Source organism: [Zimmermannella] faecalis ATCC 13722, assembly GCF_000381765.1.
Taxonomy (GTDB): domain Bacteria; phylum Actinomycetota; class Actinomycetes; order Actinomycetales; family Microbacteriaceae; genus Gulosibacter; species Gulosibacter faecalis.
In genome coordinates this window covers 187,654-204,848 of the sequence record NZ_KB907075.1, presented here as the reverse complement: position 1 = coordinate 204,848, position 17,195 = coordinate 187,654, and the positions used below count along the sequence as shown (strand labels likewise).

18 protein-coding genes and 1 riboswitch are annotated in these 17,195 nt (G+C 69.4%); of the genes, 12 read left to right on the top strand and 6 right to left on the bottom strand.

The window, feature by feature from the left end; translation table 11 throughout:
• Nucleotides 1-9: 9 nt before the first annotated feature.
• A riboswitch (FMN riboswitch) is annotated at nucleotides 10-135 on the bottom strand.
• A 72-nt stretch (nucleotides 136-207) separates the two neighbouring features.
• A complete protein-coding gene (locus G328_RS0103660; RefSeq protein WP_019617992.1) occupies nucleotides 208-1,872 on the bottom strand; it encodes a BCCT family transporter in 1,665 nt (554 codons plus the stop codon).
• A 26-nt stretch (nucleotides 1,873-1,898) separates the two neighbouring features.
• Nucleotides 1,899-2,861, bottom strand: coding sequence for a flavin reductase (locus G328_RS0103655; protein WP_019617991.1), 963 nt, complete (start codon nucleotides 2,859-2,861; stop codon nucleotides 1,899-1,901).
• 128 nt (nucleotides 2,862-2,989) lie between these two features.
• On the opposite strand from G328_RS0103655, the gene G328_RS0103650 reads away from it, so the two are divergent.
• From G328_RS0103650 to G328_RS0103595, 12 genes are all read left to right on the top strand, one after another.
• The gene (locus G328_RS0103650) at nucleotides 2,990-3,676 is read left to right on the top strand and encodes a GntR family transcriptional regulator (protein WP_019617990.1); all 687 of its coding nucleotides are present in this window, start codon (nucleotides 2,990-2,992) and stop codon (nucleotides 3,674-3,676) included.
• A 35-nt stretch (nucleotides 3,677-3,711) separates the two neighbouring features.
• Entirely contained in the window at nucleotides 3,712-4,350 is a 639-nt protein-coding gene (locus tag G328_RS0103645; protein ID WP_019617989.1) for an amino acid synthesis family protein, read from the top strand.
• The gene (locus tag G328_RS0103640; RefSeq protein ID WP_019617988.1) at nucleotides 4,347-4,913 is read left to right on the top strand and encodes an amino acid synthesis family protein; all 567 of its coding nucleotides are present in this window, start codon (nucleotides 4,347-4,349) and stop codon (nucleotides 4,911-4,913) included. Before G328_RS0103645 ends, G328_RS0103640 begins: the two co-directional genes overlap by 4 nt.
• A 2-nt stretch (nucleotides 4,914-4,915) precedes the next feature.
• Nucleotides 4,916-5,677: an alpha/beta fold hydrolase gene (locus G328_RS0103635; protein ID WP_019617987.1), complete on the top strand. Its 762-nt coding sequence runs from the start codon at nucleotides 4,916-4,918 to the stop codon at nucleotides 5,675-5,677.
• Complete coding sequence (locus G328_RS0103630; protein ID WP_019617986.1) at nucleotides 5,658-7,142, top strand: aldehyde dehydrogenase; 1,485 nt, start codon at nucleotides 5,658-5,660, stop codon at nucleotides 7,140-7,142. Before G328_RS0103635 ends, G328_RS0103630 begins: the two co-directional genes overlap by 20 nt.
• A gap of 13 nt (nucleotides 7,143-7,155) precedes the next feature.
• Nucleotides 7,156-7,389: a tautomerase family protein gene (locus tag G328_RS0103625; protein WP_019617985.1), complete on the top strand. Its 234-nt coding sequence runs from the start codon at nucleotides 7,156-7,158 to the stop codon at nucleotides 7,387-7,389.
• A 13-nt stretch (nucleotides 7,390-7,402) separates the two neighbouring features.
• Nucleotides 7,403-8,449, top strand: coding sequence for an LLM class flavin-dependent oxidoreductase (locus tag G328_RS0103620; RefSeq protein WP_019617984.1), 1,047 nt, complete (start codon nucleotides 7,403-7,405; stop codon nucleotides 8,447-8,449).
• A 196-nt stretch (nucleotides 8,450-8,645) separates the two neighbouring features.
• Nucleotides 8,646-8,903 (top strand): ribbon-helix-helix protein, CopG family, encoded by a 258-nt coding sequence (locus G328_RS0103615; protein WP_019617983.1) that lies wholly within the window; start codon nucleotides 8,646-8,648, stop codon nucleotides 8,901-8,903.
• The gene (locus tag G328_RS0103610) at nucleotides 8,900-9,274 is read left to right on the top strand and encodes a type II toxin-antitoxin system VapC family toxin (protein WP_019617982.1); all 375 of its coding nucleotides are present in this window, start codon (nucleotides 8,900-8,902) and stop codon (nucleotides 9,272-9,274) included. Before G328_RS0103615 ends, G328_RS0103610 begins: the two co-directional genes overlap by 4 nt.
• 41 nt (nucleotides 9,275-9,315) lie before the next feature.
• A complete protein-coding gene (locus G328_RS0103605; protein ID WP_019617981.1) occupies nucleotides 9,316-9,744 on the top strand; it encodes a DUF3151 domain-containing protein in 429 nt (142 codons plus the stop codon).
• A gap of 123 nt (nucleotides 9,745-9,867) precedes the next feature.
• Nucleotides 9,868-11,157: an adenylosuccinate synthase gene (locus tag G328_RS0103600; protein ID WP_019617980.1), complete on the top strand. Its 1,290-nt coding sequence runs from the start codon at nucleotides 9,868-9,870 to the stop codon at nucleotides 11,155-11,157.
• Between the two features lie 71 nt (nucleotides 11,158-11,228).
• Nucleotides 11,229-12,605, top strand: coding sequence for an NAD-dependent succinate-semialdehyde dehydrogenase (locus G328_RS0103595; protein WP_019617979.1), 1,377 nt, complete (start codon nucleotides 11,229-11,231; stop codon nucleotides 12,603-12,605).
• Nucleotides 12,606-12,608: 3 nt separating this feature from the next.
• On the opposite strand, the gene G328_RS0103590 is transcribed toward G328_RS0103595, so the two are convergent.
• From G328_RS0103590 to G328_RS0103575, 4 genes are all read right to left on the bottom strand, one after another.
• Entirely contained in the window at nucleotides 12,609-13,262 is a 654-nt protein-coding gene (locus G328_RS0103590; RefSeq protein WP_019617978.1) for a GntR family transcriptional regulator, read from the bottom strand.
• A gap of 10 nt (nucleotides 13,263-13,272) precedes the next feature.
• Entirely contained in the window at nucleotides 13,273-14,742 is a 1,470-nt protein-coding gene (tcuA, locus tag G328_RS0103585; protein WP_019617977.1) for an FAD-dependent tricarballylate dehydrogenase TcuA, read from the bottom strand.
• A gap of 80 nt (nucleotides 14,743-14,822) precedes the next feature.
• Entirely contained in the window at nucleotides 14,823-15,518 is a 696-nt protein-coding gene (locus G328_RS0103580) for a response regulator (protein WP_019617976.1), read from the bottom strand.
• A complete protein-coding gene (locus G328_RS0103575; protein WP_019617975.1) occupies nucleotides 15,515-17,167 on the bottom strand; it encodes a sensor histidine kinase in 1,653 nt (550 codons plus the stop codon). Before G328_RS0103575 ends, G328_RS0103580 begins: the two co-directional genes overlap by 4 nt.
• Between the last annotated feature and the right edge of the window lie 28 nt (nucleotides 17,168-17,195).

Sequence of the window (17,195 nt, the reverse complement as noted above, 5' to 3'; positions counted from 1 at the left end):
ACGTCAAATACCGCGCGCCTCCCATCCGGACTTTCACCGTCGGTTTCGGAATTACACCGAATCAGCCACATCCCGAAGGATGCGGGTCGCGGACTTTACCGCCGGCTCGGACTTTCACCGACCCCGGAGCACGTGTACTCGCTGCTCATCGTACGACGAGATGTGGATGGCCGCACGTTCGTTACGCCGTGCGGCCATCCACCTGCGCTACTTGCCGACGCGGATCGCCTGCGTGCGCACATCCCCGCGGGTGACGTCGCGGGTGTAGTCGAATGCCGGGTCGCGCTGCAGCTCACGGATGAGCGAGATGCCGAGCAGCGCGACGATGATCGTGAACGGGAGCGCCGAGATCATCGCCGCCTGCTGGAGCGCCGTGAGGCCGCCCGCGAGCAGCAGGAACAGCGCGACGACGCCCGTGAGCGCGCCCCACACCGTGAGCACCGGCTTCGTCGGGTTCAGGGTGCCGCGCGACGAGAGCATGCTGAGCACGTACGTGTTCGCGTCGGCGCCAGAGACGAAGTAGAGCACGACGAGGATGATCGCGATGACCGATGTCACGCCCGAAAGTGGGAGCCCGCCGAGCATCTCGAAGAACGCCGAGTTGATGTCCTCGTTCGCGGCCGAGGCGATGTCGGTCTTGCCCGACATGTCCATCGCGATCGCTGCGCCGCCCGTGATCGTGAACCAGGTGAAGAACACGAGGCTCGGCACGCCGAGCACGCCGGCGACGAACTCGCGCACGGTGCGGCCGCGCGAGATCTTCGCGAGGAACACGCCGACGAAGGCGCCCCAGCTCAGCCACCAGGCCATCATGAAGTAGGTCCACCACTGCATCCACGCGACGTCGTCAGAGGTCGCGGGCGTGTAGAGACTCACCTGGAAGAAGTCGCTGAGGTACTGGCCGACCGAGCGGAAGAACACGTTGCTGATGAAGTTCGTCGGCCCCGCGAACAGCACATAGACGCCGAGCAGCACCGACAGGCTCATCGTGATCTGGCTCAGGTACTTGATGCCGCGGTTCACGCCCGACAGCGCGGAGAGCGTGAAGATGACGGTGATGACCGCGATGATGAGCACCATCGTGATCGTGTTCGAGGGAATCCCGATGACGCGCTCGAGGCCCTCCGAGATCTGCGAGGCGCCGAGGCCGAGCGACGTCGTGGTGCCGAAGAGGGTCGCGAGAATCGCGAAGATGTCGATGACCTTCCCGACCCAGCCGTCGACGAGCTTGCCGAGCACGGGTCGCAGCATCGGCGAGACGAGGCCCGTGTTGCCGCGGCGGTGGGTCGAGTACGCGATCGCGAGGCCGAAGACGCCGAAGATTGCCCACGCGTGCGGGCCCCAGTCGAAGTACGAGAACTGCAGGGCGCGCACCGCGGCGTCCATCGTGCCCGCCTCGGCGAGCGCGTGCGGCGGCGCCGCGAAGTGCATGATCGGCTCGGCGACACCGTACGAGATGAGGCCGATGCCCATGACCGCCGAGAGGATCATCGCGAGCCACGACAGCGTCGAGAACTCGGGCCGGTCGCCCTCTCGGCCGAGGCGGATGCGCCCGAAGCGGCTGCACGCGAGGTAGACGAGCAGACCGATGCAGCCGAGCGCGACGACGAGGTAGAGCCAGCCGATCGACTCGGCGGCCCAGTTCATGCCGACCGTCATCGAGTCGAACAGCGAGGTGGGCGCGAGCGCGGCCCAGAGCGTGAAGGCGATGACGAGGCTGACGGAGATGTAGAAGACGACGCCGGGGCGGTGCCGCTTGCGCTCGGCGTCGACCTGCGCGGGCGACTCTTCGCCGGCTTCGAGGACGCGGTTGAAGTTACCTGGCTCGGGGTCGCCCATTGCGGGGTCGACCACGGTGCGGATATCTGACATGGAGGGGTCCCTTCGTGGGATATGGGTCACGCCGCGTCGATTGGCGCGAGTTGGCGACCGTCGTACAGCTTGCCGGCCTTGTAGACGATCGGTGCGTCATCACTCGTCTCTGCGTGATGCACGCGACCAATGAACACCGTGTGGGTCATGGCCTGGAACCGTTCCTTGATCTCAACTTCGATGATCGCGGCGGAACGGTCGATGAGCGGGCTGCCCTCGGGCCCCGGGTGCCAGTCGAGGCCCGCGAACTTGTCGCTCGCCTTGCTCGCGAACACCTGCAGGGTGTCGTGCTGTTCGGAGCTGAGGATGTTGATGCCGACGTGCTTCGCCCGGAACAGGAACGGATACGTCGACGAGGTCTTCATGACGCAGAACAGCACGAGCGGCGGGTCGAGCGACACCGAGTTGTACGAGCTCACGACGAGCCCCCGCGGCTGGTTGTCATCGTCGTACGCGGTGACGACCGTGACGCCCGAGATGAACTGCTTGTTGAAGGCCTTGAGCATTTCGCGGGGCAGCTGCGCCTCGGCATCGGCGTCGGCCGCTTCGGGAGCGAGGTCGGGCTCGAAGGCCGAGGCGAGCGAGGCGATACCGGCGTCGCGCAGCAGCGCGCTCGTATCCCACGTCACCTCCTCGCGCACGATGACGCCGTCTTCGAGGTAGCTCAGGTTGGCGCCGGCGGTGACGACGCGGTTGCCGGTGGCCGGAACCTCGCCGAGGGTGCCGGTGAACGTGCCCGTCGTGTGCCAGTAGATGGCGAGCAGGTCACCGTCGACGAGGATGCGGTCGATGACGGTCTCGATGTCGGGGAGGCCCGCGCGAACGTCGAGCACCATCTGCTTCAGCTCGGCGAGCGACATTTCGCCGCCGGTGGCGGAGTTCACGCGCGTGTACGAGTCGGATGAGATCGAGTCGAAGGCATCGACGTCGCCGAAATCCCAGGCGCGGGTCCATGCGGTAACGACAGCTTCCTTGATGCGTTCATGCATGCAAGAGAGCATATGGAGTGCAATCTCCGGATGTCAACACCTTCGCGACTTCTCAGTAAAAACGGGTCTATGCGGGGAATCTGGCGGGTTGGTTGACACGTCGTCTTGTATGCATTTACGCTTCTTGTATGCAAGAGACCCGCCCTGCTGCCGCGCCCGCATCCGGCCAGCTCCCGCTCGCCACGCGGCTGCGCCTGGCGATTCTCGACGGCCGATTCATGCCGGGCGACCAGATGCCCGAGACGTCGCTCGCCGACGAGTTCGGCGTGAGCCGCACCCCGATTCGCGAGGCGCTCAAGCTGCTCGAGAACGAGGGGCTCGTCGAGATTCGCCCGCGCGTCGGCACGTTCGTGCGAGTGCCAACCCGGCGCGAGATCGTCGAGATGTTCCAGCTCAAGGAGGCGCTCGAGGGCATGGGCGCCGCGCTCATGGCCCGCCGCGGCGAGGTGCCGCAGCTCGAACTGCTGCGCAGCAACGTCGCCGACTCCGACGCGGCGCTCGCGGCGAACGACCACGCCGCCTACGCGAAGCTCGTGCACGAGTTCCACACGACGATCATCCGCGGCGCCGACAACACGAAGCTCATCGAGCACTACGAGCTCATGATGAACCAGCTCGCGTACCACCGCCTCGTGCTCAACTCGATCGAGGTGCCCGGTCGGCTCGAGGCTTCGACCCACGAGCACCACCTCGTGCTCGACGCGATCGCGTCGAAAGACCCCGTCGCCGCCGACCTTCGGATGCGCGGCCACGTCTACGCCTCGAGCGTCGCCGCACTGCAGTCGTCGGTGCCCGCCGCCGACCTGCCCGAATAGTCCGCCGCGTGCCCGCGCAAAGGAGCGTCCCAAGAATGACCACCACCAAGCCCACGACGTACGAGGAGCTCGCCGCCTCGCTCGGCGTGCGTCGCCTCACCACGACCGTCGAGGAGCTCGCCGCCGACGGTGGCACCGCGATCGCGACGCCGCTGCGGCGGGCCGCCGCCGTCGCCGTGCTGCGCAACCCGTTCCTCGACGGCGGCACCGACGCCGACCTCGCGCCAGAAACGCAGCGCGTCGCCCCCGTGCTCGCGCGCCTGCTCAGCGACCGGCTCCTCGCCGCCCTCGGCGGCGCCGCGAACATCGAAACCTTCGGCAAGGCCGCCGTCGTCGGCACTGCGGGCGAACTCGAGCACGCCGGCGCGCTCATCCACACCCCGTACTTCGGCAACCTCGTGCGCGAGTTTCTCGAGGGCACCTCGGTGCTCTGCTTCACCGACGGCCGCGCCGAGCCGGGCGACCACGTGCGGGTGCCGATGTGGCACAAGACGCACGCGACGAACCGCAACCACTACCAGTCGATCGACGTGTCGCTGCCCGACGCACCCCACGCCGACGAGCTCGCCGTGATCGCGGTCGCCTCGACCGGGCCGCGCCCCCACCCCCGCATCGGCGACCGCACCACCGACAAGCCAATCGACGCCACCATTCTGGAAGGACTCCTCGCATGAGCATCTCCCCACGCAAAATCACGACCGTCGTCGAAGAGACGCTGCTCGAGGGTGGTGAGTCGGTCGAGCGCACGCACCGCGTCGCGATCGTCGCCGCCGTCATCGACAACCCCTGGCACGGCCGCGGCTACGTCGCCGACCTGAACGAGGGCCTCGACGAGATCGCCTCGGCGCTCGGTGCCCTGCTCGCGCCCCGCGTCGTCGAGGCGCTCGGCGAGCCGGTCGAGGCCTACGGCAAGGCCGCGATCGTCGGCACCGACGGCGAGATCGAGCACGGCTCGGCGCTCATCCACACGCTGCAGTTCGGCGACCACTTCCGCAATGCGACCGACGCGACCACCCTGTTGCCCGCGGTCGAGAAGCGCGCCGTGTCGGGCACCGTGTTCGACATTCCGCTCAAGCACATCACCGACATGAAGATTCGCTCGCACCACCAGTCGGTCGAGGTGCGCATCGCCGACGCCCCGCATCCCGGCGAGATCGTGATCGCGCTCGCGGCCGCGAACCAGGGCCGCCCGCAGCAGCGGCTCGCCGTATTCGGCACCGACTTCGACAAGAAGTAGCCATGACCACCCCGGTAGTGCTGCTGCACGGCGTCGGCCTCAACCGGTCGATGTGGGACTCGGTGCGGGTCCGCCTCGCGGCCGACGGCATCGAGCCCGCCATCGCGCTCGACCTGCCGGGGCACGGTGCCGAACCGCCGCTCGTCGGACCGGCCACGCTCGCCGAGCTCGCCGACGACGTGCGGCGGCGCCTGCCCGACGGGCCCGTGCACCTCGTGGGCTTCTCGCTCGGGGCGCTCATCGCGCAGCAGCTCGCCGCGACCGTGCCCGACCGGGTGCGCACGCTCACGTGCGTCAACGCGGTGTGCGACCGCAGCGAGGCCGAGGCGGATGCGGTGCTCGGGCGGCTCGAAACGGCGCGGCACGACTTCGCCGCGGCCGCCGAGCGCGCGATCGACCGCTGGTACCCCGACGACTCGGGCGTCACCGACGAGGAGCGCGAGCGCACCCGCGCGATGCTGCTCGCGAACGACCTCGGCTCGTACCTCGTCGCCTACGAGGTGTTCGCGACCGGCGACCGGCAGGTGGCCCCGCTGCTGCCCGACATCGCCGCCCCGACGCTCGCCATCACGGGCGAACTCGACCCCGGCTCGACCCCCGCGATGACGCGGCGGCTCGCCGAGCGCATCCACGACGCCCGGGCCGAAATCGTGCCCGGCGCCCGACACATGCTCCCCATCGAACGCGAAGACGCGTTCGTCGAAGCCCTCGAGCTCCACCTGCGGAGCGCGGAAGGAGACCCCCATGACTCAGCGGTTCGGTAACTTCATCGGCGGCGAGTATCGCGACCCGGCCTCGGGCGAGTACCTCGCGAGCACGAACCCGGCCACCCTCGAGACGCTCTACGAGGTCGCCTCGAGCGACGAGCGCGACGTGGATGCGGCGGTGCGGGCCGCGAAGGCGGCGTTCGAGTCGCCCGAGTGGCGGCGCACGACCGCGACACAGCGCGGCCACCTGCTGCGCCGGCTCGGCGACCTCATCGGCGAGCATGCCGACGAGCTCGCCGAATACGAGAGCCTCGACAACGGCAAGCTGCTGCGCGAGATGCGCGGCCAGCTGCGCGGCCTGCCCGAGTACCTCTATTACTACGGCGGGCTCGCCGACAAGATTCAGGGCTCGACGATTCCCGCGGCCTCGACCGACATCTTCAACTACACGCTGCGCGAACCCCTCGGCGTCGTCGGCGCGATCACCCCGTGGAACTCGCCGCTCACGCTCACGACGTCGAAGCTGTCGCCGGCGCTCGCGGCGGGCAACACGCTCGTCATCAAGCCGAGCGAGTACACGAGCCGGGCGATCCTCCGCTTCGCCGAGCTTGCGCTCGAGGCGGGGTTCCCCGCCGGCGTCGTGAACGTCGTCACCGGCACGGGTGTGGGTGCCGGCTCGCCGCTCGTCGATCACCCCGACATCGCGAAGATCTCGTTCACCGGCTCGACCGGCACGGGCGCCGCGATCGCCTCGAAGACCGCGTCCCGGTTCGTCACGACGACCCTCGAGCTCGGCGGCAAGAGCCCGCAGATCGTGTTCGACGACGCGAACATCGAAAACGCGGCAACCGGCATCGTCGCGGGCGTCTTCGCGGCGGCCGGCCAGACCTGCATCGCCGGCAGCCGCGTGTTCGCACACAAGTCGGTCTACGACGAGCTACTCGAACGCGTCACCCAGCGCGCGTCGACCATCAAGCTCGGCGACCCGCTCGACGACGCAACCGAGCTCGGCCCCATCGCCTTCGAAGGGCAGTACGACAAGGTTCGCGAGTACATCGCGATCGGCGAGCGCGAGGGCGCGAACCTCCACTACGGCGGGCGCCGCCCCGACGTCGACCTGCCCGGCTACTTCCTGCAGCCGACGATCTTCACCGACACGACCGCGAACATGCGCATCGTGCGCGAAGAGATCTTCGGGCCGGTCACCGCGATCACGCCCTTCGAGCACGAAGACGAGGTGCTCGCCGCCGCGAACGACACGAACTACGGCCTCGCGGCGGGCGTGTGGACGCGCGACCTCAACCGCATGGTGCGCCTCTCACGGGGCATCGACGCCGGCACGATCTGGTTCAACATGTACCGCATGATGAGCCCCCAGTCGCCACGCCAGGGGTTCAAGGACTCGGGCGTCGGCACCGAGCACGGCATCGAGTCGATGTACGACTACACCCGCCTCAAGAGCGTCTGGATCAACACCGACGACTCACCCGCCGCCGACCCCTTCGTGCTGCGAACCAAGTAGTGAGGACGAGGTAATGCCGCTCATCGACATCTCCATCGCCGCGGGCCGCACGCCCGAGCAGCTTCGCGCCCTCATCGACGGCGTCCACCGCGTCGCCGAAGAAACCGTCGGCGCCGCGAGCGAGAACATCACCGTGCTCGTGCGCGAGATCGAACCCGCGCACTGGTCGCGGGGCAACCAGACCATCCGGGAGCGCGTCGCGACCAGCGCATCCGCCCCCTCGACCGACAACGACGTCAGCAACTGAAAGGACCAGACGCATGCGATTCTCACTCTTTGTGCACATGGAACGCTGGAACGACGAGGTGCCGCACCAGCAGGCCTGGGACGACCTCGTCGAGCTCACCCAACTCGCCGAGGAGGGCGGATTCTCGACCGTGTGGATCGGGGAACACCACGCGATGGAGTTCACCGCCTCGCCGAGCCCGTTCCCGCAGCTCGCCTACCTCGCCGCGAAGACCGAGCGCATCCGCCTCGGCGCCGGCACCGTCATCGCGCCGTTCTGGCACCCCGTTCGCGCCGCCGGTGAGACCGCGCTGCTCGACGTGATCTCGAAGGGCCGCGCCGAGATCGGCGTCGCCCGTGGCGCCTACCAGTTCGAGTTCGACCGCCTCGCCGGCGGCCTCTCGGCCCGCGACGGCGGCAGCTACCTGCGCGAGCTCGTGCCCGCGATGGTGAAGCTGTGGGAGGGCGACTACGCCCACGACGGCGAGCACTGGCAGTTCCCCACCTCGACCGCGGTGCCGAACCCGGTGCAGCAGTCGGGCCCGCCCGTGTGGATCGCCGCGCGCGACCCGAACACCCACGACTGGGCGGTCGAGCACGGCTACAACATCATGGTGACGCCGCTCAGCAAGGACGACGATGAGGTCGTCGACCTCATGAACAAGGTGAACACGGCCGTCGCAAACCACCCCGAGGTGGAGGGTCGGCCCGAGGTGATGGTGCTGCGCCACACGATCGTGCACCCCGCCGACGAACCCGAGGGCTGGCGCCCCGGTGCCGAGGCGATCAACCGGTACTACCGCACGTTCGGCGCGTGGGCCTCGAACAAGCAGACCCCCGAGCGGGGGTTCCTCGAGCCGCTGCCCGAGGCCGACTTCGCCGACAAGCCCGAGTACTCGCCCGAGGCGCTGCACCGCTCGGCGATCATCGGCACCCCGGAAGAGGTCACGGCCCGCGTGCGCTCGTACGAGGAGCTCGGGTACACCGAGTTCGGGTTCTGGATCGACAACTCCATGACCCATGCCGAGAAGCGGGCGTCGCTCGAACTGTTCCTGCGCGAGGTCGTGCCGAACTTCCAGTAGGTGGCGGCCGGGCCGGGGCCGGCCGCGCGCATCCGCCGCTTGTGGGCCGGACGTTTGGCCAACTAGCCCAGAAAACGGGGGTCCTCGTCACCCACGTGACGAGGACCCCCGTTTTCTGGGCTAGTTAGGGCCGGGCTAGTTAGCGGTGGACGAGATAGCGCCGGGCTAGTTAAGGCAGGTGATGTAGCCTTACATCATGATGCGCACGCAGATTTCGCTCACCGACGCCGAGCGGCGCCTGCTCGATGACGAGGCGGCCCGCACCGGCCGGTCGATCTCGGCCCTCATCCGGCACGCCGTGACGGTGACGTACGGCGCCGACCGGGATGCGCGGCACGACCTGGAGGCGATCGACGTCGCCTTCGGGGCGTGGGCCGGCCGAGAGGTTGACGGCGCCGAGTATGTCGAAGGGCTGCGGTCGGGCGGCCGCCTCGACGAGGCGCAGACGCGATGACGCTCGTCGACACGTCGGTACTCATCGACGTGCTGCGAGGCGAGCGAGCCGCCGTCGAGTGCCTGCGCACCGCTCGGGAATCGGGGCCGTTGCACGCGAGCGAGGTCACGCGGCTCGAGGCGCTGGCGGGCATGCGGCCGAGCGAGGAGGCCGCCACGAGGTCGCTGTTCGGCGCCTTCGTCTGGCATCCCCTCGATGAGAAGATCGCCGAGATCGCGGGCGAACTCGGCCGCAAGTGGCTGCGAGGCAACCGCGGCATTGACTCCGCCGACCTCGCGATCGCGGCGACCGCCGTCTCGCTCGACGCGCGGCTGCTGACCCGCAACGTCAAGCACTTTCCGATGTTCCCGAAGCTCGCGGCGCCGTACTGACCCGCCCCGCGTATCCAGCCATGAGCCGGGATAATGGAGGCATGGAGAACCTGCTCGGAATCCCCGAAACCCTGTTGCCCGAGGAGCCCGAGGTCATCGACGACCTCGGCAACCTCCCCGACGACATCGTCGCGACCGAGGCGATCGTCGAAAAGCACCCCGCCTCGTCGCTCGCGTGGTCGGAACTCGCGGCGCTCACGCTCGACGCGGGCCGCACGATTCAAGCGTACGCGTACGCCCGGGTCGGCTACCACCGCGGCCTGGATGCGCTGCGCAAGGCCGGCTGGCGGGGCCAGGGCCCGGTGCCCTGGTCGCACGAGCCGAACCGCGGCGTGCTGCGCTGCTTCTGGCTGCTGCGCGAGGCCGCCCGGGAAATCGGCGAGACGAGCGAGGTCGACCGGCTCACCGACCTGCTGAACGACGCCGACTCGCGCGCCGCCGAGCAGATTGAGGCCGAGCGGGCCCACTAGACGGGCAAACCAGTAGGCGGCCGAGCCAATAGGCGGGCGCGCCCGGCAGCGGGCGCAGTAGAGTAGTGAGCTGGTTCGCGTCGGAGTCGACGCGGTCCGGAACGAGCGATAGTTAGGGAGCTCATGCCAGGCGTAGCAATCATCGGAAGTCAGTGGGGCGACGAGGGTAAGGGCAAGGCCACCGACCTGCTCGGCGGCCGCATCGACTATGTCGTGAAGTTCAACGGCGGTAACAACGCCGGCCACACCGTCGTGATTGGCGACGAGAAGTACGCGCTGCACCTGCTGCCCTCGGGCATCCTGACCCCCGGCGTCACGCCCGTCATCGGCAACGGCGTCGTCGTCGACCTCGGCGTGCTCTTCGAAGAGCTCGACCACCTCGAGGAGCGCGGGCTCGACACCTCGAAGCTCCGCGTCTCGGGCAACGCCCACGTGATTCCCGAGTACAACCGCGCGCTCGACCAGGTGACCGAGCGGTTCCTCGGCAAGCGCCGCATCGGCACGACCGGCCGCGGCATCGGCCCCACCTACGCCGACAAGATGACCCGCGTGGGCATCCGCATCCAAGACCTCTTCGACGAGAACATCCTGCGCCAGAAGGTCGAGGGCGCGCTCGGTCCGAAGAACGAGATGCTCGTGAAGACCTACAACCGTCGCGCGTTCAGCGTCGACGAGATCACCGACAACCTGTTGCAGTACTCCGAGCGGCTCGCGCCCATGGTCGGCGACACGGCGCTCGAGCTGCACGAGGCCCTCGGCCGCGGCGAGACCGTCGTGTTCGAGGCCGGCCAGGCCACGATGCTCGACATCGACCACGGCACGTACCCGTACGTGACCTCGTCGTCGGCGACCGCGGGCGGCGTCGCGACCGGTTCGGGCGTCTCGCCGCGCCAGATCGACCGCATCGTCGGTATTCAGAAGGCGTACATCACGCGCGTCGGCTCGGGCCCGTTCCCGACCGAGCTCGACGACGAGTTCGGCGACAAGCTGCGCGAGCGCGGCGGCGAGTTCGGTACGACGACGGGCCGCCCGCGCCGCACCGGCTGGTTCGACTCGGTCGTCGCCCGCTACTCGTCGCGCATCAACGGCTTCACCGACATCGTCATGACGAAGCTCGACGTGCTCTCGACCTTCGAGACGATTCCGGTCTGCGTCGCGTACGACGTCGACGGCACCCGCTTCGACGAGATGCCGATGTCGCAGTCGGACTTCCACCACGCGAAGCCGATCTACGAGGAGTTCCCCGGCTGGACCGAGGACATCTCGGGCGTGAGCGACTTCAGCGACCTGCCGAAGAACGCGCAGGACTACGTGAAGGCGATCGAGGAGCTCTCGGGCGCCCGCATCTCGGCGATCGGCACGGGCCCGGCCCGCGACCACATCATCGAGCTGCACAACCTGCTCGGCGACTAAGGGCTGCTAGTCGGCTGCTCGGCGACGAGCGGCCAAAGACCAATCACCACACACACCAACGGAGGCGTGAAGTGTCGAATTATCGAGTCCAAAACCCTGCAACCGGCGAGATCGTCGAGACCTTCGACGAGTTCACCGATGCGCAGATCGAGGGGGCGGTCGCGCGTGCGACCGCCGAGCATCTCGAATGGCGCGAGCGCAGCGTGCAGGAGCGCGCCGCGATCGTGCGCCGCGTGGCGGAGCTGTTCGAAGAGCGAAAGGATGAGCTCGCCCGCACGATCTCGCTCGAGATGGGGAAGACCTACGCCGAGGCGGTCGACGAGGTCGAGTTCGCGACCTCGATCATCGACTACTACGGCGTGCACGGCCCGAGTCTCGCGACGTCCTACGAAATTCCGAGCACGATCCCCGGCACGGCAATGATCGAGCGCCGCCCCGTCGGCCCACTGCTCGGTGTCATGCCCTGGAACTTCCCGTACTACCAGGTCGCTCGCTTCGCGGCGCCGAACCTCGTGCTCGGTAACACGATTCTGCTGAAGCACGCCGACATCTGCGGCCGCTCTGCGCTCACGATCGAAGAGATCATGCGTGACGCGGGCGTGCCCGAGGGCGGGTACCAGGCACTGTTCGCGTCGCACGGGCAGATCGCCTCGATCATCGCCGACCCGCGGGTGCAGGGCGTCTCGCTGACGGGCTCTGACGCCGCCGGCGCGATCATCGGCGAACAGGCCGGCCGAAACCTGAAGAAGGCGGTGCTCGAACTCGGCGGCACCGACGCGATGGTCGTGCTCGACGTCGACGATGTCGCGCAGGTCGCGAAGGATGGCTGGGACTTCCGCGTCTACAACGGCGGGCAGGTCTGCAACTCGAACAAGCGCATGATCGTGCTCGACACCGTGTACGACGAGTTTGTGGCCGAGCTGAAGAAGCTCGCCACCGGGCTCGTGCCGGGGGATCCCCTCGACATGCCCGAGCGCGGGTACGCCCCGCTCTCGAGCCGCGCCGCGGCCGAGAAGGTCGACGCCCAGGTGCAGCGTGCGATCGCCGAGGGGGCGACGCTCGAGGTCGGCGGCGAGCTTCGCGACGACACGAGCGCGTACTACTCGCCGGCGGTGCTCACGGGTGTGGGCCGCGATACCGACTCGTACCGCGAAGAGTTCTTCGGACCCGTGGCAACCGTCTTCAAGGTGTCGAGCGACGAGGAGGCCCTCGAACTCGCGAACGACTCCGACTACGGCCTTGGCGGGTCGGTATTCGCGAGCGACGTCGCCCGTGCCGAGCGGATCGCGTCGCGGCTCGAGACCGGCATGACCCACGTGAACATCGTCGCGGCCGAGTCGGCCGAGCTTCCCTTCGGCGGCGTGAAGCGCTCTGGGTTCGGCCGTGAGATGGGCCCGCTCGGTATGGGTGAGTTCGTCAACGAGCGGCTGAAGTTCATCGCCAAGTAGGCGCTACCGCGCGAACTCCCGCAGCAGCCGGATGCGCAGGTCGCGGGCGGCCCGCATGTGGTCGCTCGCGAGGCGGCGCGCGAGCTCTTCGTCGCGGGCGTCGATCGCGGCGACGAGCGCCTCGTGTTCGTCGAGCGAGCGCGCCCAGCGGTCGCCGACCGAGAGCGTCGAGTGGGGCGCGTTCGTGAGGTGCAGCGAGAGCCGCTCGAGCAGGTCGACGAGCACGGGATTGTGCGCGGCGGCCCAGAGCGCCTCGTGAAACTCGACGTTCGTCGAGAGCCGCTGCGCGTCGCTCGGCTGCTCGAGCGCCCGGTCGCGGGCGACGAGCCCCTCGAGGCGCACGAGGTCGCCGAGCTGCCGGTTCGCGGCGGCCTCGGCCGCAGCCTCGCCCTCGAGCGCGATGCGCACCTGGTAGGTGTGCAGGATGCGGTCGGGGTCGGGCGCCGTCACGCGCAGGGTGCGCCCATCCCGCTCGAGCAGGCCGAGCCCCTCGAGCCGGGTGAGTGCCTCCCGCACCGGCGTGCGGGACACTCCGAAGCGTTCGGCGAGCGCGACCTCGCGCAGCGCCGTGCCGGGCGCGAGGGTGCCCGCGACGATCTCGTCGCGCAACAGCGCGGTGAGGCTCGCGGGACTCTCGCTCGAACGCTTCGAAGACATGCTGCCCAATCTAGGCGAGCGCGCCCGCCCGGCGCCCAAACACGACGCCCGCGGCGAGGCCCGAGCCGCCCGGGTAGTTCTTGCTGAACAGCCCACCGAGCATCTCGCCGGCGACGAACAGCCCCGCGATCGGCTCGCCCGACTCGTCGAGCACGCGACCCGACGTATCCGACTTCAGGCCGCCGAACGTGAAGGTGATGCCGCACGTGACGCCGTAGGCGTAGAACGGGCCGGTCTCGAGCTCGGCCGCCCAGTTCGACTTCGGCGGCGTCGTGTCGGCGCGGCGCGCATCCTTCACCGTCGGGTCGAAGGTCTTCGAGCGGTCGATCGACGCGTTGAAGTCGCGCACGGTCTCGCTGAGGGCGGCCGGGTCGACGCCGATCTTCTCGGCGAGCTCCTCGATCGTGTTGGCCTGCTCGACCGAGATGCCGGGCATGTCGTACTCCTCGACGCGCAGCATGGGGCGCAGCTTCGCGTCGAAGACCTGCCACGCGACCGAGCCCGGCTGGCGGAGGATCTCGCGGCCGTACTTCGCGTACGTGTAGTTGCGGAAATCGGCGCCCTCGTCGAGGAACCGCTTGCCCTCGCGGTTCACGATGATGCCGAGCGGGTAGCTCTGGCGCGTGAGGCGGTTCGTGAGCTCGCGGTTCGACTCGTTCTCGGGCAGGAAGGCGTCCCACTGCACCGAGTGGCAGGTCTCCCAGTCGCCGCCGCGGCCAGCGCCGAGCTCAAGCGCCGCGCGGAGCATGTCGCCCTGGTTGAAGGGAGTGCCGCGCACCTTCGCGTTTTCCCAGCCCTCGCCGAGATATTCGCGGCGCAGCTCGGGGTTCGCCTCGAAGCCGCCCGCGGTGAGAATCACCGACTCGGCCCGCACCTCGAGCTCGCCCTCGGGTCCAGTCGCGCGCACGCCGACGACGCGGCCGTTCTCGTGGATGAGCTCGGTCGCGCGGTGGCCGTAGCGCAGGTCGGCGCCCGCCTCGACCGCCGCACGGGTGTGGTCGGCGATGAGGCCCTCGCCGCCGCCGACGTTGCCGACGTGCAGGCCGCCCCAGAACAGGTACGAGCCGTCGGGGCGCTCGTACGCCTGGCGCTCGTACATGAGGCGATACTTCAGGCCCTTGCCGTGGAGCCACTTCAGGGTGTCGGTGACCTCGGCGACGAGCACCTCGGTGAGCTCGGGGTCGTTGCGCCCCTCGGTGACCTTCGCGAGGTCGGCCCGGTAGTCGTCGGCGCTGTACGGTGGCACGATCGAGGTCGCCCACCGCTCGTCGGGCTCGAGCCAGTCGCGCAGGTCGTCGAGGCCGTTGTGCGTGATGCGCGTCGCGCCGGCGGTGTAGTAGCTGTTGCCGCCCGCGAGGTCGGGGGTGCCCGCCTCGAGGAGTACGACGCGGCGGCCGCGCTCGGTTGCGGCGTGCAGGGCGGTGAATCCGGCGTTGCCGCCGCCGACGATGACGACGTCGGTTTCGAGTGCTTCGGACATGCGACCTCCTGTGGCTTGTTTGTATACAAATGTATACATTGCCGGAGTCGCGGTGGCAAGGGCCCGGATGCGTCGGCCGATTACGACCCCGCGCCCCAGCGATACTCGTGCTGGGGCCGGCCCGCCTCGCCGTAGCGCGGCCGCATCTCGACGAGCCCCTCGTGCACGAGTAGCTCGAGGTACCGCCGCGCGCTCACTCGCGACAGCCCGGTCTGCTCGGCGAGCTCGCCCGCCGTCACGGCGGCGCTCGCCTCCTCAAGCACCGAGATCACCCGCTCCCGCGTCGCGGCGCTGAGCCCCTTCGGCACCGACGGCGAGGTCGCCTGCGCGCCCCGGGCGAGCAGGAGGTCGATCTGCGCCTGCGAGAGCTGGCCGAAGTCGCGCATCCGCCGCCGATGCTGCGCCCACGTCGCGTACGACTGCAGCCGCGACGTGAACGCGTCGTGCGTGAACGGCTTGCGCAGAAAGTCGATGACCCCGAGCGAGACGGCCTGCTCGACGAGCTCCGCTTCGAAGGCGGCGCTCACCATGATCACGTCGACGTCGAGCCCCGCGTCGGAGCGGATGCGCCGCAGCAGGTCGACGCCGCTGAGGTCGGGCAGGTAGAGGTCGAGCAGCAGCAGATCGATGCCGCCCTGGCGGATGCGCCCGAGCGCGGCCGAGGCGGTGAGCTCGCTACCGGCGAGCTCGAAGCCGGGCACCTCGGCGAGGAACGAGCCGTGGAGCCGGCCGACGGCGAAGTCGTCGTCGACGATGAGGGTGCGGATGGGCGTCATGCGTTCGGCTCCTCGGCTGGCGGCTCGGTCGGTTGGTCGGCGGGTTCATCGGGGGAGTTGGCTGCGGGCCGCGGCAGCACCGCCTCGACGAGCGCGCCGCCGAGCGGCGACTCGCCGAACCGCAGCTCGCCGCCGCGCGCATCCACGACCTCGCGCACCGACCGCAGGCCGATGCCGTGGCGCTCGCGGTCGATCGGTTTCGTCGTGACGCCGGCGGTCGTGAGTCGCTCGGGGGAGAGGGGCAGGCCGGGCCCGTCGTCTTCGACGACGACCTCGAGCGCGTCGTCGCCCGGGTCGACCGCGAGGGTGAGCCGCACCGTGCCGCCGAACCCGGTCGCCTCGACGGCGTTCGTCACGAGGTTCGCGACGACGAGCAGGTCGTCGGCGTCGACCGCGAGCTCGGCCGGCACCTCGCACTCGGGCGCGAGCTCGATCGTGACGTGCTCGCGGGCCGCCGCGTCGGCGTGGGCCGAGACGAGCGCCGCGAGCAGCGTCGGCCCGATCGGGTCGAGCTCGAGGCGCGACACCTCGCTCGGATGCGCGCCGGCCGGCTGCGACTCGAGGTACGCGCGCGCCTCGTCGTACTCGCCGAGCTCGAGCAGGCCCGAGAGCACGTGCATGCGGTTCTCGAACTCGTGCGCCTCGATGCGCAGCAGCTGTGCCTGCTCGCGCTGGGCCTCGAGCCGGGCGATCGCGTCGTCGAGCTGGGAGCGGTCGCGCAGCGAGAGCATGCGGCCGATCGCGCGGCCGTCGGCGGTCGTCGCGCGCGCCTGCACGTACACCGAGCCGCGCTCGAGGTGCACGAGCCGAAGCTCGGTCGAGACGGGCTCGTCGTCGGCGAGCAGCTCGGCGAGCTCCTCGGGCAGGGCGTCGAGCTCGCTGCCGACCAGGTCGGCGGCCGTGGCCCCGAGCATCCGTGCCGCCTCGGCGTTCACGAGCTGCACCCGGCCCGCGTCGTCGGTCGTGATGACGCCCTCTTCGGTGCTCTCCATGACGGCACGGTGCGCCTGCAGCAGCTGCGCGAGCTGGTCGGGCTCGACGCCGTAGAGCTTGCGGCGCAGCCACGACGTGACGAACCAGGCGAGCACGCCGCCCGCGATGATCGCGAGCAGCGACGCGAGCGCGAGCGGCAGGCTCTGCGCGAGCGCCTCCTCGCGCAGCTCGTCGACGAGCTCGCCCACCGAGAGCGTGCCGACGACCTCGCCCGACTCGTCGCGAATCGGCACCTTCACGCGGTAGGTGACGCCCTGCGTGCCCTCCTCGACGCCGCGAAACTCCTCGCCCGCGCGGATCGCCGAGTGGTCGCTCGAGACCGGCTCGCCGACCTCGTTCGGGTCGACGTGCGCGACGCGGAGGTTATCCATGCCGACGACCGTGATGTAGCGAAAGTCGCCCGCGCTCACGGCCGCGTCGACGATGGGCTGAATCTGCTCGTGCGGGTCGTCGCTGCGCATCGCCTCGATGACGGTAGGGAGTCGACTCAGTGTGAGCGCCTGGCCGTAGATGCGGTCTTCTGCGGCGGCCTGGGTGGATGCGGCGGAGCGCACGACGCCGACGGTCGCGACGACGGCGACGAGGGCGACGATGATCGCCATCTGCACCGTGAAGAGCGCGCCGCGCAGGCGCCTGGGCGCGCGGGTTCGCGACATGGGGCCTCCTTGCACCGAGCGGACGCTA

Bases quoted from the DNA above. Each gene is read 5' to 3' on its own strand.
- G328_RS0103660 (WP_019617992.1), bottom strand. From the start codon at position 1,872: ATGTCAGATATCCGCACCGTGGTCGACCCCGCAATGGGCGACCCCGAG.
- G328_RS0103655 (WP_019617991.1), bottom strand. From the start codon at position 2,861: ATGCATGAACGCATCAAGGAAGCTGTCGTTACCGCATGGACCCGCGCC.
- G328_RS0103650 (WP_019617990.1), top strand. From the start codon at position 2,990: ATGCAAGAGACCCGCCCTGCTGCCGCGCCCGCATCCGGCCAGCTCCCG.
- G328_RS0103645 (WP_019617989.1), top strand. From the start codon at position 3,712: ATGACCACCACCAAGCCCACGACGTACGAGGAGCTCGCCGCCTCGCTC.
- G328_RS0103640 (WP_019617988.1), top strand. From the start codon at position 4,347: ATGAGCATCTCCCCACGCAAAATCACGACCGTCGTCGAAGAGACGCTG.
- G328_RS0103635 (WP_019617987.1), top strand. From the start codon at position 4,916: ATGACCACCCCGGTAGTGCTGCTGCACGGCGTCGGCCTCAACCGGTCG.
- G328_RS0103630 (WP_019617986.1), top strand. From the start codon at position 5,658: ATGACTCAGCGGTTCGGTAACTTCATCGGCGGCGAGTATCGCGACCCG.
- G328_RS0103625 (WP_019617985.1), top strand. From the start codon at position 7,156: ATGCCGCTCATCGACATCTCCATCGCCGCGGGCCGCACGCCCGAGCAG.
- G328_RS0103620 (WP_019617984.1), top strand. From the start codon at position 7,403: ATGCGATTCTCACTCTTTGTGCACATGGAACGCTGGAACGACGAGGTG.
- G328_RS0103615 (WP_019617983.1), top strand. From the start codon at position 8,646: ATGATGCGCACGCAGATTTCGCTCACCGACGCCGAGCGGCGCCTGCTC.
- G328_RS0103610 (WP_019617982.1), top strand. From the start codon at position 8,900: ATGACGCTCGTCGACACGTCGGTACTCATCGACGTGCTGCGAGGCGAG.
- G328_RS0103605 (WP_019617981.1), top strand. From the start codon at position 9,316: ATGGAGAACCTGCTCGGAATCCCCGAAACCCTGTTGCCCGAGGAGCCC.
- G328_RS0103600 (WP_019617980.1), top strand. From the start codon at position 9,868: ATGCCAGGCGTAGCAATCATCGGAAGTCAGTGGGGCGACGAGGGTAAG.
- G328_RS0103590 (WP_019617978.1), bottom strand. From the start codon at position 13,262: ATGTCTTCGAAGCGTTCGAGCGAGAGTCCCGCGAGCCTCACCGCGCTG.
- tcuA (WP_019617977.1), bottom strand. From the start codon at position 14,742: ATGTCCGAAGCACTCGAAACCGACGTCGTCATCGTCGGCGGCGGCAAC.
- G328_RS0103580 (WP_019617976.1), bottom strand. From the start codon at position 15,518: ATGACGCCCATCCGCACCCTCATCGTCGACGACGACTTCGCCGTCGGC.
- G328_RS0103575 (WP_019617975.1), bottom strand. From the start codon at position 17,167: ATGTCGCGAACCCGCGCGCCCAGGCGCCTGCGCGGCGCGCTCTTCACG.